Below are 15583 nucleotides of genomic sequence, written 5' to 3' on the forward strand. Positions count from 1 at the left end.
AGGATAATCAAGATGAACTGATATGTCTAAAAAAGGATGAGTATTTTCAGTTAGTGCGCTAACTTCTAATAAAATAAAATCTGTATTTCCCTGCCAAAATTTAGATTCTAGACTTTGCGGATTTGTGCTTAAAGTTGTTAATGACTGAGACAGAAAACTGATAGCTTCTACATTTCCTGTATTATCCATAAGTCGCTTCAGAAAATCAGACAATACAGCTAAAGCTTCACAAATATTCGATTTTCCAGAGCCATTCGGTCCAATGAATACAGTCAATGGTTCTAAATCCACTTCTGTATCAAAAAGGCTTTTGTAGTGTTGAACTTTTAATTTAGATAACATCTGTTTGAAAGGAAATTGAGATATATTATTATACGCGTTGTAAGGGTTTAGTATTGCTAAACCCCTACAAATATCACTAAGTCGTTCTTTTGGGTAAATTATTCGGATCAATCCCCTGGGATTTTAAATAAGCTATTAGCCGTTCTTTCTCCTGACGTTCTTGTGCAATCTTTTCTACAGACCAAGGTAACAAATTACCCGCTTTATCCCACCATCTTAACCAATACCCTGTTCTGGCTTCTTTTTCTCCTCTCCAAGTTCCCAAAAATAAGCCCATTGCATCAATCCAATGCAGACCATTTTCATTCGGTTGTTTTAATTCGTAGCGACCATTTTCTAGTTGATAAAATTCTAATAAACCGCCATCTGGATCAAAAACTACATAAATAGGAACTTGCAAAATTTGCTCGTAAAAAAACCATTTTCCAGGTGGATATGTTCGCTTAACAGAATATTCTCCACCTTCAGTATCTGATAAAAATTCTATAACTATAGCCGGAACATCCCCTTCTAAATTGGGTGTGTAACTTTTGCGTTCAGGGACAATCTCTTTCACTGAAGGAATATATAGCCAATCAGGTGCTTTAGCGATAAATTGACCGTCTAATGTGGCACATAAACCAAAATTCGAGGCTATCAACATCTGCGGCTGAATAAAACCAGCAATTTCTAAGCTTTCTCGCAAAGCACCAGCCAAAATTGGCTGTCCTGTATTTTCCACCGGTTCATCCTCTAACTGAAAATCATCGGGTAAGGCTTCCCAAGAGATGACCGGTTCAGTGGTAGATTTGATTTCACTGATTTGGGTTGCCATAAAGACTGCCTCTTGTTGATTTGTTTTTATTTTATCCGATCATATCTTTGCCAATTTACGAAAGTGAGATGGGGACTGGGTGATTTTCCCTATCTCCTATCCCCTGCTATCAGGCTCTACCACTACCAATAAAATACAACAACGCCATCCGCACGGCTACGCCACTGGTAACTTGTGATTGAATTAAGCTAAATTCAGGATCATCCATTAAGTCAGAGCTAATTTCCACACCCCGATTAACTGGGCCTGGATGTAAAACTTTGACATTAGGTTTACACAGTTTGAGTTTGGCGCGGGTAATGCCAAATAGTTGATGATATTCTCGCAAACTTGGCAATAAATGAGCCGTCATCCGCTCTTTTTGTAACCGCAATGTCATGACATAATCGGCATTTTCTAAAGCTGGTTCTATTTGCCAATGGGTGAATAACTTTCCTGTGTTTGCTGGTTCACCTAAATATTCGCTAAAGAATTTAGGTAATAATGTTGGAGGTGCAGCGAGATGAACTTCAGCACCACTGGCAATTAAACTCCAAATATTGGAACGTGCTACGCGAGAATGGAGAATATCACCAACCAAGGCAATTTTTTTACCTTGTAATAGTTCAATGCGGGGTCGGGCTGGATCAATTAATGTACAAATGGTAAATAAGTCAAGTAATCCTTGGGAAGGATGCTCGTGTTGACCATCACCGGCGTTGAGGACACTGACTTTGACACCTAGACGATCCATTTCTTGAGCGATCGCTTGCGGTACTCCCGCTTCTCGATGGCGAATCACCATAATATCAGTTCCCATCGCTAAATAGGTCTTCGCTGTATCGAGAATTGTCTCTCCCTTTGTCATGGAAGAAGTCGCAGCTGCAAAGTTGAGGGTATCCGCACTTAACCGTTTAGCAGCAATTTCAAAACTACTGCGTGTGCGGGTAGAGGATTCAAAAAATAGATTGGCCACCACCTGTCCCTGTAAGGTAGGTACTTTTTTTGTTCTCCGTGATAGTACCTCTTGAAATGAGGCCGCAGTTTGCAAAACCGCGTTATATTCAACAGTTGTGAAGTCAGCCAGGGAAAGAATGTGATGACGATTCCAGGTAGTACTAGGCATAAATAACTATTAATTTCGGTTGTAGAGATTGATACTGAATGTTTCTCTACAGCTTGTGAATTTACATATGTAGACGCAAATAATCACACCTTTGTTCTATCATTTTTTTTGTAATATCTGATTCAGTATAACTAAAGTCTCATCACACTAACTAATTAATGCCTAAGTTACATACAGCTCATAACTGGCTGTTATCAGCCAATCAGGAATATTAGGATTCTCGCTTTCTTTGGCTTTTACATTTTCGGTAATTACTAAGTATTTTTGTAGCAATTGCTGTTGTAATTCCCGGAATTGTTCTACCATTTGCCTACCAAATAATAAATCTGTCCATAACTCTCACTCTAAAAGTTGCTAAGTGCAGACTTCAATTTTTCGGCAAATGTGGCTATTAAGGTTGTAGATTAAAAACCTTTAAAGTAATAGAAATCATGCTGAGGAAGGTTAAAAAGCCAATTGTATCCAGAAGTGTGGTGACTAATGGACCACTCATTAAAGCCGGATCTAGCTTCCAACGGGTTAAAGCCATCGGTAGTAACGTACCAAGGGTAACAGCAACAATTGTATTAGTCGCCATGACTGTTCCTGCAATCAAGGCTACCCATCTTTCTTGGGGTTTAGCCCAAATTAGAGACAGCAGCATCATAGTTATGCACAAAGCTAAGGCTGTTCCTAAACCCGCTAACAGTTCTTTGCGAAGAATTTTCAGAGTATCTTTGGGTGTGACTTCTCCCACTCCTAAGCCGCGAATAGTGACGGTTAAAGATTGGATGCCGACAGTGCCACCTGTGTTAGAAAAAATGGGCATAATCACAGCGAGGACTGGTACAGCAGCAATTACAGATTGAAAAGGAGCGATCGCACTAGCAGCACCTATATACAATCCCATAATCCCTAACAACCAAGGCAATCGTTTGCAAATTGTTACCAGTGGAGAAGATAAAGCAGATTCATCACCACTTACCCCCGCCAATTTTTGAATATCTTCAGTTGCTTCTTCTTCTAAAATATCAATGACATCATCAATGGTAATAATTCCTACTAATCTATCTTCTCTATCAACTACTGGCATCGCTATTAAGTCATAACGCTGCATAATGCGAGCAACTTCTTCTTGGGAAGTTTCAGTTTTAACTTTAATTACATGATCACTAGCAATATCTTTAATTAAGACTTCGGGAAAAGTAAATAACAACTGTCGCAAGGAAACAACACTTACTAAGGTACGGTTATCATCTGTGACATAAGCATAGTAAATTGTTTCTTTATCTTCGTCTTGCAGGCGGATTTTACTTAAAGCTTCACCCACAGTTAAGCCTTGACGTAACCGAACATATTCCGTTGTCATTACCCTTCCAGCAGTTCCTTCTGGGTAGCCGAGAATGGTTGCTGTAGCCTGTCTTTGTTCTGGGCTTAATTGTTGTAATAGCCGTTTGACTACTCCTGCTGGTAGTTCATCAAACAATTCTGCTCGTTCGTCAGGACTCATCTCTTCCACTAGATGTACAACTTGGACATCATGGAGAGAATTTATGAGTTCTTCTTGTATTTCTGTAGGTAAATATTCAAAAACATCTATAGCCTGAGCCTTGTTGAGGAGACGAAAAGCGATCGCTCTTTGTTTTTCAGGCAACTGTGTGATGTATTCTCCAACATCTACGGGTTGTAAATGGTTTAAATCCAATTTAAGTTGATTCAAGTCAGCAATGTCTAGGGCATTGCGAACATCTTGTGTGAGCATAGTAAATACCTCCTATAGTCTCCCCCACGCTGGGAGACTATCTCGCCAGCTTAGAGGAGGTTGCTACTGCCATCTGGTGGACATCTGTCCATAAAATCTTAAAAACTCAATATTATTGATATTGGATTAAAGCATCGTTGACTTATCATCCTACCCCAGAATGGTTTTCTCGGATAGATTCTTGGTACTAATGCACCTTGTTGGTAGAATTGTACACTAGTATGGATAACACCGCTTTGATTTCTGTTTAATTTAGAGATTTTACTACTGTATTAATCTGTGTCAAGTCAAACAGCCTCTTTACTGACAAACTTTACAAAATCAATATATTTGAATTACAAAAAATAGTTTTTATTTTTAACTTTGAGGCTTTGTCAGCACGATCACTTTTTTGATTTTTAGTTCAGTCTCAACTAACTGCTGATATATCTTTGACCTACATAGGGCTTGCTGAAAAAGTCTTTCCGTTAGGGCTAGGAGTCAGAAGTCAGGAGTCAGGAGGAAGAATTAGAAGGAGATCAGAATATTCTCAAATCTTTTGCAGTATATATAATAATGCAGATTTGCCCAACCTGATATCTCTTAAATAGTTGGGTAAAATGACTTCATGGGCTACTCATAAAGCTCTTAAACATACGGACAACGGGGAGAAACTGACTATTTTGTAGAGAAATTTCAAACCGCTCAATCACCTGATAACCAAATTTTGTGTAGAGAGGCTCTCCAGCCAGCGTTGCAATAATCTCAGCGTCCTTAAATTTAGCAAGTTCAGCCGCCTTTTCAGATGCTTGCATAATCTGAGTTCCAATTCCTCGACGCGCCCATTTTGGATGAACAAAAAATGCACGAATCTTTGCTGAGTCAGTGTCTGGGTTGAGCAGACTGTCCTCTTGATTATTTTTGCCTGAATCACCTCCATAAAGCGTTTTGCGCTGACTCCAACCACCACAACCAACAATCTGGTGATTATTCTCAGCCACAAAGTACGTTTTGTCTTGAATTAGTTGACTATCAACCCCAAAAACTATGCCCAGTGCGCCTTCAATTTGTTCTGAACTGTAGTAGCCTGATTGCAAAACTCTGGCAGACTCTGAGATTAAAGTCGTCAGCGTCGGAATATCTTCTAAGTGAGCTAATCGAATACAAAAATCCATTTATTCTCATCCCTATGCCCAATACCAAAACCCTGTATATTCGCACACAGCACCCCACACACCACACCCTCCACACTTCAACCCTCTGGTAAACTATCAAATAGGTGTTTAACTAGCTCTTTTGTCTTTTCTTCCAGATGTTGCCAATCCACTTCTCCTAACTCATCAATTAAGCTAGTATCAATATCAACATCACAAATCCCTGCACTGTAATTTAAAAAACACACTTGGTAACAAATATCCCACAAATCCACATTTACTTGCTGCTCTTGACGTTGCAAGCGCAGATGGTATCCTGGATGGGGCATAGGCAGATGGGCAATATTTTCTCTGATATCTTCCACCTGTTCGTGTGTTGCAGATTCCATATCTTGCAACAACTGTGTCACCAAGGCTTTTGTTTCATCAGTTGTGTTAGGCGGCCAAATCAGTACATCGTAGTAAGTTCCTTTCCAGGAAGATACATCAAGATGCTTACGAATATTATCGACAACGCGAATAAATGCAGGTTGCATGAGGAGTTCAGCTTGCTGCCATGTAGTGGAGTTTGTTATCTTAGGTGGCATTACTAGTTAACAGAGATACTAAATGAAAAGTAACAATTTGTTGTTTTTATTAAAAAACTGCGTTTTGAGTCTAAATCTTTTCTCAAGATAGCGGATTTCCTCAAAGAAAATTTGGAGATATCTATTACTATCTGGAAAATTAGGTATTAAAACTGGGGAGGGAATATGATAGGCAAACTACTAGACCACCGATACCAAGTCATTCGCATCTTGGCGAAAGGAGGATTTGGTCAAACCTACATTGCCCAAGATACTAGGCGGCCAGGCAATCCGATCTGCGTTGTTAAACACCTCAAATCCGCCAGCACTGACCCCAAAATTTTTGAAACGGCCAAACGTCTCTTCAACAGTGAAGCCGAAACCTTAGAAAAACTGGGTAATCATGACCAAATACCCCGACTGTTGGCTTATTTTGACGAAAATCAAGAATTTTTCTTAGTTCAAGAATATGTTGACGGACATACTCTGAGTGAGGAATTAATTCCCGGACAACCTTGGAATGAAGGCCAAGTTATCCAATTGTTGCTGGAAGTTCTGGGTATTTTAGAATTTGTCCATCAACAAGGTGTCATTCATCGCGACATTAAGCCAGATAATATTATCCGTCGCGCTGCTGATTATAGATTAGTTTTAGTAGACTTTGGGGCAGTTAAACAATTGAGTTGGCCTTGCCCGTCGCAGGCATCGCCCTTAGTGACAGTTGGCGCACAACTCACGGCGACAGTAGCGATTGGTACTCCTGGCTATATGCCTACAGAACAAGGACAAGGCAAACCCCGTCCTAATAGTGATATTTATTCTCTGGGTATCATTGCTATTCAAGCTTTAACGGGAGTACCCGCCAAGCAATTACAAGAAGATCCCAATACTGGTGAAATTCTCTGGCAGCATTTTCTGCCTGTTGACTACCGTTTGGCAGAAATTCTCAGCAAAATGGTACGTTATCACTTTAAAGACCGCTACCAAACCGCTACGGAAGCGCTGCAAGCCTGTAGAGAGTTGATGAATCTTACTTCTGGATATTCCCTATCTTCAGAGGCTCCTAAGCAAGTTAGTTACCAAATCCCTAAGACCCCCTCTTCTCAAGTGTTTTCACAGCACACGGTGGCTGTTGCACCCGCTAATCCAGTGGTTTCTAAGCCTGTTTTGAGAGAGTCTAACAAACCTGATCCATTGCCTTTGGTAATTGGCGTATTATTAGCAGGTGGTGCAGCGGCTTTGGTGACAAATTTATATCCAAATGTGAAAAATTTAACTGCTAATTGGACAGGGAACGATCGCACATTGGAAAACAACTGCTTGGCTGTAGTGGTGGCTAATTCTAATATCCGTTCTGAACCGAGTGCAATTAATTCTGATAATATTTTGAAAACTGTTGGTGATAATAGCCAATTTGATGTCACTGGCAAGCGCACAAAACGGGGTTGGATTGAACTGAAACTCAAGTCCGGACGTTTGGCTTGGGCGCATTCCGATGTTATTACTAATAATGACAATTGGATTTCTTGCTTAAGGGATCAAGGTATTTCTGTGCAAACGGTAGATGATAGTTCTTTAATTACATCTATCCCTGTTCCTAAACCGCAAGTTAAACCTGTACCTATAGCTACTTCTCAGCCAGAAATATCAGAATCTGAAAAAACTCAAGCTGGTAAGGATAAGGATAAAATTGTCGCACAAGCTAGACAGAAGTTTGAGTCTGGAGATTTGCAAGGTGCGATCGCTATACTGAGATCAATACCTGCCAATGCTGCATCAGGAATCAAGGAAACTGTTCAGATTGTTAATCAATGGCAGAATGATTGGGCAAAGGCTGAAGCACTGGCTAATGATATCAATAAAGCTATTGATGATGGTAAATGGGATCAAGTTTTAGCTTATCGAGATAATCCTGAAAAATTACCCAATATTAAATACTGGCAAGATAAATTAGAACCAATGTTTAAACAAGCATCTGAAAATGCGGCTAAACAGGTTCTTCCTCAGGAAGATAAGAATAGTAATGAAAATAAACCGACTTCTACACAAACTCCAGGTGCTACAGACAAGCCAGCTAGCGCTTTGTAAATGCCTGGTAATGGAAACTATCTTCTTCCCATTACCCATCACCAGCCTGACCGTATTAAATCAAGTTCTAGTGTAGTTCATCGTATTCTGCCGTTTCCATGCGTCTGGTTTCCATCCGAGTGGAGGGTAAAAACTCAGCCCGACGGACATTTGCTAATGGTGGTGTGGGGCCATTGTAGGGATGAATTACCTGCACGGTGCGGGTAGGACGATGTTGTTTTGGAGAAAATAGAGATAAGACTCCAGCCACAACAACACCACCACCGATAGTTAGTGTTGCTCCCCCAACTGCCCAAATTATAGGTGATTCCCACCAAGCTTTCTGTTCAGATGGGAGTACAGATGATATTTTTTGTTGATTTTGCTGCTGGGCTAATTGCCACTGCTGCTGGGTGAAATTCTGTACTTGTCCCTGGAGTTGTAGGTTTTGTAACCTCAACTGTTCGTTGTCGGTCTTCAACTTCTCCATAGTCGTATTCAGCTTTTCCATTTCCACACGCTGGTCGGAATTAGGAGCTACTGGTTGTTGATATGGATATGCTGGTTGCCCGTAATTAGGGGGATACTGCACAGGTTGCTGCATTAACTGGGGCTGTACAAATGATGGCATTTGCGGTGTAGCAGCAAAGTTAGATTGTTGTATAGGAGTATTTGTTCCTTTTAGCAGGAGGAGAGCCGCCAGACCAGCTACAGCAACTCCGCCGATAAATGCCATACTTTCACTCATTGCTTTTATCCCTCAACTACGACGGCAGCGTAACTAGATTTTGACTGACTTACTCTCACACTCATATTGCTTGCCTACTTCAATTCACAATAAGACTCAAACTATAAGCAAATATATCAGGTAGTTTTTTTACCTTAGTATGTGCTGTTAATATTCAAGACCATATCAGTCAAATTGTCCACTAATGGATGGTAAAAAAACTACCCTGTTATACTTTTTAATCTAATTTTCCCAAATCATCAAGAGGTAGTTGTGATTGCGGTCTTCAGATTTTGGCAAAATTGAGCGATCGCATCTAGTCCTTGTTCTGGTGTTCCTTCTGCTAAACGTTTGACTACAGCACTACCCACAATTGCTGCATCTGCGCCCCATTCTCGGACTTGATGCGCTTGTTCAATGTCAGAAATACCAAAGCCCACGCCGATGGGTTTATCTGTCACAGAGCGAATTTGTGTGAGTAAATCGGAAACTCGGCTTTCCATTTGCGATCGCATTCCTGTGACACCAGTCACACTCACCAAATAGATAAATCCTTGGGAAGCACGGGCGATCGCTTCTATCCTCTCAGTAGAGCTAGTAGGAGCTACCAACAGAGTTAAATCAATCTCCATCTCACTCGCTGGTTTTAATAACCCTGCTGCCTCTTCCAAAGGTAAATCAGGAACTACCAAACCTGCTACACCAGCAGCCTTAATTTGCTGAAGAAACTTATCAATTCCCCGGTGTAAAATCGGGTTGTAATACGTAAATAAAATAATTGGTGCTTTTAAACTAGGAGTAGTTGCTTGCAACATTGCCAGCACCTGATCCAAAGTAGTACCCCTTGCCAACGCACGGGTAGCAGCTGCTTGAATCACAGGGCCATCAGCCAAAGGATCAGAATAAGGAACACCCAACTCAATTATGTCGGCTCCAGAGCGATCTAAAACTTGTAAAGCCTTAGCTGTCGTTTCCAAATCAGGATCACCGGCAGTAATAAACGGAATCAGAGCGCACTCTTGATTCCGTCTTAAAGTTTCAAAACAACGAGAAATTGCAGTCATTAGTCAGAAGAGAGGAATAGGAAACTGGGAACATATTCTCCCCATCTTCTGATCTTTTCCGTCACCTGTCACCTAATTCCCTGATTCAATTTCAGCTTGTATTTTTGCTAATTCTTCAGGAGTGAGTTCATCTAGTCGCTTTTGTAAGAATGCCTTTTCATACTCTTCCCGTTGTTGATGGTAGGTCATTTTTTTGCTACCTGCTCGGAAAAGATATGTGGACAACCAGCCCAACAACCCAAAAACCAGTAAAACTTGACTCCAAATTCCAGCTTTTTGTCCATCTAACCCGACTAGCTGTAATCCTGCATAGGCCAAGCCACCAGCCACAAAAATCCCCAAAGCAATTCCGATTGCATCAATGCGTCGCATGAGAGTTATGACCTACCAATCAAGTTAAACAATTTGTCTGCGCCGGGGTCGAAAATTCGCAATGGGCGAAAGCAGCAACAAACCCGGAAAGAAGAAGAACACTAAAAAGTACATGAACACACGTTCAACAGAACTAGCCGTATACCACCGTAGCTTTAGATAAAGCATTACAGCCATTGGGATTACCAGAAGATAAGCTCCGGCCAAAATTAGATATAGTAGCGCTACAACCATAATTCTTTATCGGATTTGAGAAGACTATTCGGTGCATCTATCCCCATAATATGCTGAATGGTCGGACTCAGGGAAGTATCACTCATCAGTTTTGTCGGGAAAGCAAATAAATTAATTTTGTCTGACTTGCAATAATTTGAAAAAAAGTTTATATTGTGTTATGGTAATATTTCGCCATTAAACGCGGTTGTGCAACCAAGTTAAACAAGGTCATCACCTAAAAAGTGTGATTTTGAGGCTAAATTGAAAAAAAGTAGTATTTGAAAAAAATTTTGAAAACTACTTGCACAAAATACGCAATTAATGATGAAATAGATGAGGAGGTTTTTTGAGCCTCTAAACATCAAAAACCCTTGGGGGTGTGGCGGAATGGTAGACGCTACGGACTTAGAAAACTGAGCCTTGATAGAGAAATCTTTCAAGTGGAAGCTCTCAAATTCAGGGAAACCTAAATCTGTTTACAGATATGGCAATCCTGAGCCAAGCCCAGAAATTTTAGGATTAAGATTTTAATTTGGTTTTCAATTTGAAATCAGAAATTCAAAATTCAGGGAAGGTGCAGAGACTCGACGGGAGCTACCCTAACGTAAAGCCGAGGGTAAAGGGAGAGTCCAATTCTTAAAGCCTGAAGTTGTGCAAGCAACAAGGCAACAGTGAAAGCTGTGGAAGAATGAAAATCCGTTGACCTTAAACGGTCGTGGGGGTTCAAGTCCCCCCACCCCCATTTAAATAATTTGTAATTTTGAGTTTACCGATAACTTTACCATTATGGTGAGTTTATGTTTCTAATAAAGGTGGCAAACTTATGATTCCAAACCAACTTCTTTTAGTGTTACTTTAAGAGCAAATCTACTGACTGTCGCACTACTAAAAAAGGGTGTAGAAGGCAATCGTTTACTTGTTTTCCTTTTAGACAATATGCTCCCTAAACTCGTTGTGCAGTGTTTGAAGAGCGATTTGTAGGTATTTCGAGTGTATCCACCCAACATATCCTCCATAGACACATTTTCCTGAACGATCAGTAATAAAAACATGATCAACACCTGCATAATTTTTCCAGGTGTGAATGGTTACGCCATTTTTGAAACCGATATGAGGATGAGACTGAGAAAAATCTGTTTTGTTCGCATCAGTTATGCCCTGTACTCTTTGCAATTGATTGATAAGCTGCATAACTGTAGGTTTACTCGCATCCCTTGCAACGTTTACCTCTATGGACGCAATTATATTTTCCTTTCCCCCTATAATGTACGCACCCCGTTTTGAATACGAACCAGCGATCGCTCCATCTACATAAACCTCAAATGTTCCTAGCCACTCACACTTTCCACCCACCAACCTCAAGGGATCATCTTTGATAGAGTTTGTGTTAACAACAAGTGTGATGATATTAATACCCTCACAAAGGGATGGAGTGATATCAATGCTTGCTCCTGCTTTGAGCGCAAAATGCCGATCATTTACATTGATATGTCCTGTATCGCGTACCTCAATTAAACGTACTTGTACAAAACTTATATCGCTTATTGAGATAGTATTGGTTGCCATATTGCACACCTTAAAAGAGTTCGTTCTAGAGTATTTTCTGCTGGTGTTTTGATTGGGTTTCCTTAGCAATCTTGGATAGTTCACAGTCGCTTAATTCGCAAGGCGTTCGTCGAGGGAAGCCAAGGCAGCACCGGCAATTTCTGCTAAGATGCTAATGAGACGATAAAGTGCGATCGCACTAATTACTAAAGCAGTGGAAAAATGATGCTGTAAAAGCGTCAGTGCTGTAGCTTCAAAAACCCCTAACCCACCAGGGGAACCAGGTACAACTAAGCCTAAAACCCAAGCAAAACTAAAAGCAGCAAGCAATAAAGGAATTTGGCTCAAGTTTAATGAACTTAGAGCAAAGATAGTTAATATAAAACCAGTACCACGCAGCCCCAAAAAAACCAACTCTCCTAATAATGGTTTGAGAGGATAGCGTTCAATAATTAAACTACTAATAGGTTGATTTTCAGATTCAGATTTTTTGTTCTTTAGTTGGTACAAAAAGCGAATTGCTGGGTTCAGAAACCGAGGATGAACTGCACCCAGTACCACAGCTAAACCCACCAATTGGAGAATTTGCACGCCAGTATTAGTATTACTGACAGCTAATTGACTACCGAATAATAAAATAATAATTAAAGCTGCTGCAAGCATCAGTAACGGTTCTAGCAAAACGCTTAAAGTCGCCGCACCAGTAGAGACATTAGCATTTTTAGCCGCTAAAATTCGTCCGTAGTAATGCCAAACATTACCAGGTAAATACTTAGCAATGTTAGTTTTTAAATAAACTTGGATAAATGGAAAAGTTGGTACAGCTTGATTTAACTCTTTCAACACCCAAGTCCATATCCAACCAGCCCACGTATGTGCAAGTAAAGTTACACCTGTAGCAATTGCTAAAATTGCCCATCCCGCTGCATCAATACGGATAGAAGTTACTTCTATCCAATTATCCTTCAACGCTTTTCCTAAAAAAAACAGCGTTCCTCCCAAAATGAACCAGCGTAAAATCTTTTTCATTATTTGTGTAATTTCATCATTAAATTGCCCAAAATAATTATATTAAATAATCTCTCTCTCTAGTTAGAGAAAAACAAAATTGTCTCAGCCGTAAAATGTGACCTAAGCTAGAGGTTGAGACTATTTATAAATAATTAAACTTGATGGAGTTTGTTCACATGAACAAATCAACCTCAATCTGAATAAATGTTTGACAAATGAATTAATGTGTTCTCATCTATTAAGGAGGGATAAATGAATAAATTGATAATTTTTTTAAAGAAACTGCAAATACGCCAGATTGTAACTATCTTTTTGTCAGGAATATTATTGATATTTAGCACAGCTTGTAGTGGAGTAGATGCTCAAGGGACAAATCCCAAAAATACTCCTGTGCAGGCTGGTGGAGCAAATAATCCTTATAAAAATGGTGGCGATAAATATACCAATTCAAATTCACGAATGTCTACTGAATCAAGAAAGCAAAAAGGTGATCAAGCTAGTCTGCCGTTAAATTCACAAATATTATTAGTTGCCAATAAAGAATCAGAACTTCTTTACCCTGGCGCAGAAACACCTTTAGGAAGAATTAAAAAAGAAGCAGAATTACCAATTATCACAGAAGAAGAATTTAAACATCCTGAACCAGGTGGATTAATTCAGCGTGAACCAGATTTGGGAACTCGCATTCAAGACAGAATGGAAACTGTAACAGAGTCAGTTGAAAAAGCTTCAGGATTTTTGAAAGAAAAATCAGATGAAGCAAATGCTAGACCTGAATTACAAAAAAATCCAGCCGTAGGCAAATAGAATTTTATTTCTTACGTCAGTCAATAAACTACCAAGAGGAAAATATGAACAGAGTAATTAATTGGTTACAAAATCTGCGTCCCTTTAAAGTTTTAACAATATTTTTGGCAGGGGCTTTACTTCTTTTGACACAAGCTTGTAATCGTCCCACCATAGCCGGACAACCACCCCAACCTGCTGGACAACCGCCAAATGTGCAAAGATATGATCCCACAAAAGATTATCCTATCTCTAGATATCAAGGGGGGATGAACAATTTTAGTGATGTAGATCCCAGAGCGAGAGATGCAGAAAAAGCAGCCAGAATTAGAGCCGATGAGTTAATAGAAAATGCTCAGAGAAACATTGAAAATAAAGGAATTGATAGTAAGGAACAATATGTACGTAATTATCGTCAAGGCACACCTCTAGGTGAAAGGGTAAAAAACTTAGGTGAAGATGTAGGAGGTTCTGCTGAAGAATTGCGGGAAGGCGTTACTAAAGGAACAAAGCGAGGATTTGAAAACGTTCAGGAAAATGTCGGTAATGCTGCCAAAGATTTGACCAAAAATGTGCAACGTGGAACTGAAGATGTTGGGAAAAATATTCAACGCCGAGCCGAGGATACAGGAGAAGCAATCAACAGAACTGTGAGAGAGGCTGATTAAAATTAATTTCATGTTTAAAAGGTGGGCATTGCCCACCTTTTTTCTTTTGGATATTGCTACTTAAAAGTGAATATTGATGTAAAACATGAGTTAAGTTTGAGAATACCAATTTTGTAGCGCCATGCGTTGAATTTCTCTCCAAGGAATATTATATTTTCGTGCTAAGTCTGCACAATCTTCATATTCTGGCTGTACATTAGTAATTACTTTTTCTGCGGCTGATCCTTTCCAAGCAACTTTAACACCAACTTTGCCATAAAGAGGGATTTCTACTTGTTGAATTTCCCGTCGTAAAATAGTGCGTTGTCCAGTAGTGCGACGAATTCCTAAAGTAGTGGTTTCGCGGAATAAAATCTCTTCACAAGTGACTAAATGTTCTGGATGACAAATTACAGTTAATAAAATACCTGGACGGGATTTTTTCATGCCTATGGGTTGGGTAAAAACATCCACCGCACCAGCAGCAAATAAAGCCTCAAAGATATAGCCGATAGCTTGGGGATTTAAGTCATCAATTTGGGTTTCTAGGACAGAAATGGTTTCTAAATAGGGGCTAGTATCGGCAAAATCAGGAATATTTGTCTGTAAATTTGCACTTTCACCGAGCCAGAGCCGTAGTATATTGGGGATGGGTAAGTCGAGAGAACCTGCTCCTAGTCCCACTTGTGTGATTGTGATTGGGGGGGGTGAACCAAAGTTTCTGGCTAAAGTAGTAGCGATCGCTGCCCCTGTCGGTGTTACCAGTTCTTTTTCAATACCATTACCATAAACTGGACAACTCCGCATTTCCCACAGCTTCAATACTGCGGGGACTGGCACTGCCATTTGACCATGTGCAGCGCGAACAGTTCCCCCACCAGTCGGAAACGCTGAACAATAGATCAGAGGTAATCCTTCTTCATTGCTGTCAATACCTAACCAATCCAACCCCAAGCAAGTACCGACAATATCCACAATCGCGTCTACCGCGCCTACTTCGTGAAAATGAACTTTTTCCGGTTCAATACCATGTACTGCCCCTTCTGCCACTGCTAACTGGCGAAATACAGCTAAACTCCAAGCTTCTGCCTGTGATGGCAACTTAGCTTTGAGAATCATTTCCTCTATTTCTGGTAGGTGACGGCCATGATGGTGAGAGTGTTCATGGTGATGATGGTGATGGTGTACTAAATCGACGTGGATTTTAGTTGCTTGCTGAGTTTGCCGATGAACAAGTTCTGCCCGTAATTGGTATTCTTGCTCAATTCCCAAACAATTGAGTTTTTCTACTAAATACTCTAAGGGAACACCCAGACTTACCAAAGAACCCAGGCACATATCACCGGAAATTCCCGCTGGACATTGAAGATAAGCAATTTTATTCATAAATTATCAATTGGTAATTGGTGATTGGTAATACTATTCACATTACCTTTAACCCATAACC

17 protein-coding genes are annotated in these 15583 nt (G+C 40.1%); 3 read left to right on the forward strand and 14 right to left on the reverse strand.

Annotation, left to right across the window (positions count from 1 at the left end; genetic code table 11):
• The 7 genes from ACSQ6I_RS22515 to ACSQ6I_RS22545 form a co-directional block, all read right to left on the reverse strand.
• Nucleotides 1-342: AAA family ATPase (locus tag ACSQ6I_RS22515; protein WP_438892495.1), on the reverse strand; the 342-nt coding region annotated here is incomplete at its 3' end.
• Between the two features lie 76 nt (nucleotides 343-418).
• Complete coding sequence (locus tag ACSQ6I_RS22520) at nucleotides 419-1156, reverse strand: Uma2 family endonuclease (protein WP_438892496.1); 738 nt, start codon at nucleotides 1154-1156, stop codon at nucleotides 419-421.
• Between the two features lie 109 nt (nucleotides 1157-1265).
• A complete protein-coding gene (locus ACSQ6I_RS22525) occupies nucleotides 1266-2261 on the reverse strand; it encodes an aspartate carbamoyltransferase catalytic subunit (RefSeq protein WP_438892497.1) in 996 nt (331 codons plus the stop codon).
• Between the two features lie 162 nt (nucleotides 2262-2423).
• Nucleotides 2424-2567 (reverse strand): hypothetical protein, encoded by a 144-nt coding sequence (locus tag ACSQ6I_RS22530; RefSeq protein ID WP_438892498.1) that lies wholly within the window; start codon nucleotides 2565-2567, stop codon nucleotides 2424-2426.
• An 85-nt stretch (nucleotides 2568-2652) separates the two neighbouring features.
• Nucleotides 2653-4002: a magnesium transporter gene (gene mgtE, locus ACSQ6I_RS22535; protein ID WP_438892499.1), complete on the reverse strand. Its 1350-nt coding sequence runs from the start codon at nucleotides 4000-4002 to the stop codon at nucleotides 2653-2655.
• A 605-nt stretch (nucleotides 4003-4607) separates the two neighbouring features.
• The gene (locus ACSQ6I_RS22540; RefSeq protein WP_438892500.1) at nucleotides 4608-5156 is read right to left on the reverse strand and encodes a GNAT family N-acetyltransferase; all 549 of its coding nucleotides are present in this window, start codon (nucleotides 5154-5156) and stop codon (nucleotides 4608-4610) included.
• A gap of 77 nt (nucleotides 5157-5233) precedes the next feature.
• Nucleotides 5234-5722 carry a hypothetical protein gene (locus ACSQ6I_RS22545; protein ID WP_438892501.1) on the reverse strand — a complete coding sequence of 163 codons (489 nt, stop codon included), beginning with the start codon at nucleotides 5720-5722 and terminating at the stop codon, nucleotides 5234-5236.
• Nucleotides 5723-5887: 165 nt separating this feature from the next.
• On the opposite strand from ACSQ6I_RS22545, the gene ACSQ6I_RS22550 reads away from it, so the two are divergent.
• Entirely contained in the window at nucleotides 5888-7789 is a 1902-nt protein-coding gene (locus ACSQ6I_RS22550; RefSeq protein ID WP_438892502.1) for a protein kinase domain-containing protein, read from the forward strand.
• A 67-nt stretch (nucleotides 7790-7856) separates the two neighbouring features.
• Here ACSQ6I_RS22550 and ACSQ6I_RS22555 read toward each other — a convergent pair whose 3' ends face one another.
• The 6 genes from ACSQ6I_RS22555 to ACSQ6I_RS22580 form a co-directional block, all read right to left on the reverse strand.
• Entirely contained in the window at nucleotides 7857-8516 is a 660-nt protein-coding gene (locus ACSQ6I_RS22555; protein WP_438892503.1) for a heterocyst differentiation related protein, read from the reverse strand.
• Between the two features lie 239 nt (nucleotides 8517-8755).
• Complete coding sequence (trpA, locus tag ACSQ6I_RS22560) at nucleotides 8756-9559, reverse strand: tryptophan synthase subunit alpha (protein ID WP_438892504.1); 804 nt, start codon at nucleotides 9557-9559, stop codon at nucleotides 8756-8758.
• 72 nt (nucleotides 9560-9631) lie between these two features.
• A complete protein-coding gene (locus ACSQ6I_RS22565; protein WP_015216127.1) occupies nucleotides 9632-9931 on the reverse strand; it encodes a DUF3007 family protein in 300 nt (99 codons plus the stop codon).
• Nucleotides 9932-9955: 24 nt separating this feature from the next.
• Nucleotides 9956-10165 (reverse strand): NAD(P)H-quinone oxidoreductase subunit L, encoded by a 210-nt coding sequence (ndhL, locus tag ACSQ6I_RS22570; RefSeq protein WP_081593707.1) that lies wholly within the window; start codon nucleotides 10163-10165, stop codon nucleotides 9956-9958.
• Nucleotides 10166-11074: 909 nt separating this feature from the next.
• Nucleotides 11075-11713 carry a hypothetical protein gene (locus ACSQ6I_RS22575; RefSeq protein WP_438892505.1) on the reverse strand — a complete coding sequence of 213 codons (639 nt, stop codon included), beginning with the start codon at nucleotides 11711-11713 and terminating at the stop codon, nucleotides 11075-11077.
• 90 nt (nucleotides 11714-11803) lie between these two features.
• Nucleotides 11804-12721, reverse strand: coding sequence for a lysylphosphatidylglycerol synthase domain-containing protein (locus ACSQ6I_RS22580; protein WP_438892506.1), 918 nt, complete (start codon nucleotides 12719-12721; stop codon nucleotides 11804-11806).
• A 234-nt stretch (nucleotides 12722-12955) separates the two neighbouring features.
• Here ACSQ6I_RS22580 and ACSQ6I_RS22585 point away from each other — a divergent pair, with 234 nt between their 5' ends.
• Nucleotides 12956-13510 (forward strand): DUF6658 family protein, encoded by a 555-nt coding sequence (locus ACSQ6I_RS22585; protein ID WP_438892507.1) that lies wholly within the window; start codon nucleotides 12956-12958, stop codon nucleotides 13508-13510.
• Between the two features lie 44 nt (nucleotides 13511-13554).
• On the forward strand, nucleotides 13555-14157 hold the full coding sequence (locus ACSQ6I_RS22590) for a hypothetical protein (RefSeq protein ID WP_438892508.1): 603 nt from the start codon (nucleotides 13555-13557) through the stop codon (nucleotides 14155-14157).
• Nucleotides 14158-14247: 90 nt separating this feature from the next.
• Here the strand turns inward: ACSQ6I_RS22590 and larC are convergent, their stop codons facing one another.
• Nucleotides 14248-15522, reverse strand: a complete 1275-nt coding sequence (gene larC / locus ACSQ6I_RS22595) for a nickel pincer cofactor biosynthesis protein LarC (protein WP_438892509.1) — start codon at nucleotides 15520-15522, stop codon at nucleotides 14248-14250.
• Nucleotides 15523-15583: the final 61 nt, after the last annotated feature.

It is taken from the genome of Anabaena sp. WFMT (assembly GCF_051781005.1).
In the GTDB taxonomy this organism is placed as follows: Bacteria; Cyanobacteriota; Cyanobacteriia; order Cyanobacteriales; family Nostocaceae; genus Anabaena.

What these genes read in the sequence shown, in the direction of transcription:
- ACSQ6I_RS22520 (WP_438892496.1), bottom strand. Translation starts at nt 1,156, where the DNA reads ATGGCAACCCAAATCAGTGAAATCAAATCTACCACTGAACCGGTCATC.
- ACSQ6I_RS22525 (WP_438892497.1), bottom strand. Translation starts at nt 2,261, where the DNA reads ATGCCTAGTACTACCTGGAATCGTCATCACATTCTTTCCCTGGCTGAC.
- ACSQ6I_RS22530 (WP_438892498.1), bottom strand. Translation starts at nt 2,567, where the DNA reads ATGGTAGAACAATTCCGGGAATTACAACAGCAATTGCTACAAAAATAC.
- mgtE (WP_438892499.1), bottom strand. Translation starts at nt 4,002, where the DNA reads ATGCTCACACAAGATGTTCGCAATGCCCTAGACATTGCTGACTTGAAT.
- ACSQ6I_RS22540 (WP_438892500.1), bottom strand. Translation starts at nt 5,156, where the DNA reads ATGGATTTTTGTATTCGATTAGCTCACTTAGAAGATATTCCGACGCTG.
- ACSQ6I_RS22545 (WP_438892501.1), bottom strand. Translation starts at nt 5,722, where the DNA reads ATGCCACCTAAGATAACAAACTCCACTACATGGCAGCAAGCTGAACTC.
- ACSQ6I_RS22550 (WP_438892502.1), top strand. Translation starts at nt 5,888, where the DNA reads ATGATAGGCAAACTACTAGACCACCGATACCAAGTCATTCGCATCTTG.
- ACSQ6I_RS22555 (WP_438892503.1), bottom strand. Translation starts at nt 8,516, where the DNA reads ATGAGTGAAAGTATGGCATTTATCGGCGGAGTTGCTGTAGCTGGTCTG.
- trpA (WP_438892504.1), bottom strand. Translation starts at nt 9,559, where the DNA reads ATGACTGCAATTTCTCGTTGTTTTGAAACTTTAAGACGGAATCAAGAG.
- ACSQ6I_RS22565 (WP_015216127.1), bottom strand. Translation starts at nt 9,931, where the DNA reads ATGCGACGCATTGATGCAATCGGAATTGCTTTGGGGATTTTTGTGGCT.
- ndhL (WP_081593707.1), bottom strand. Translation starts at nt 10,165, where the DNA reads ATGGTTGTAGCGCTACTATATCTAATTTTGGCCGGAGCTTATCTTCTG.
- ACSQ6I_RS22575 (WP_438892505.1), bottom strand. Translation starts at nt 11,713, where the DNA reads ATGGCAACCAATACTATCTCAATAAGCGATATAAGTTTTGTACAAGTA.
- ACSQ6I_RS22580 (WP_438892506.1), bottom strand. Translation starts at nt 12,721, where the DNA reads ATGAAAAAGATTTTACGCTGGTTCATTTTGGGAGGAACGCTGTTTTTT.
- ACSQ6I_RS22585 (WP_438892507.1), top strand. Translation starts at nt 12,956, where the DNA reads ATGAATAAATTGATAATTTTTTTAAAGAAACTGCAAATACGCCAGATT.
- ACSQ6I_RS22590 (WP_438892508.1), top strand. Translation starts at nt 13,555, where the DNA reads ATGAACAGAGTAATTAATTGGTTACAAAATCTGCGTCCCTTTAAAGTT.
- larC (WP_438892509.1), bottom strand. Translation starts at nt 15,522, where the DNA reads ATGAATAAAATTGCTTATCTTCAATGTCCAGCGGGAATTTCCGGTGAT.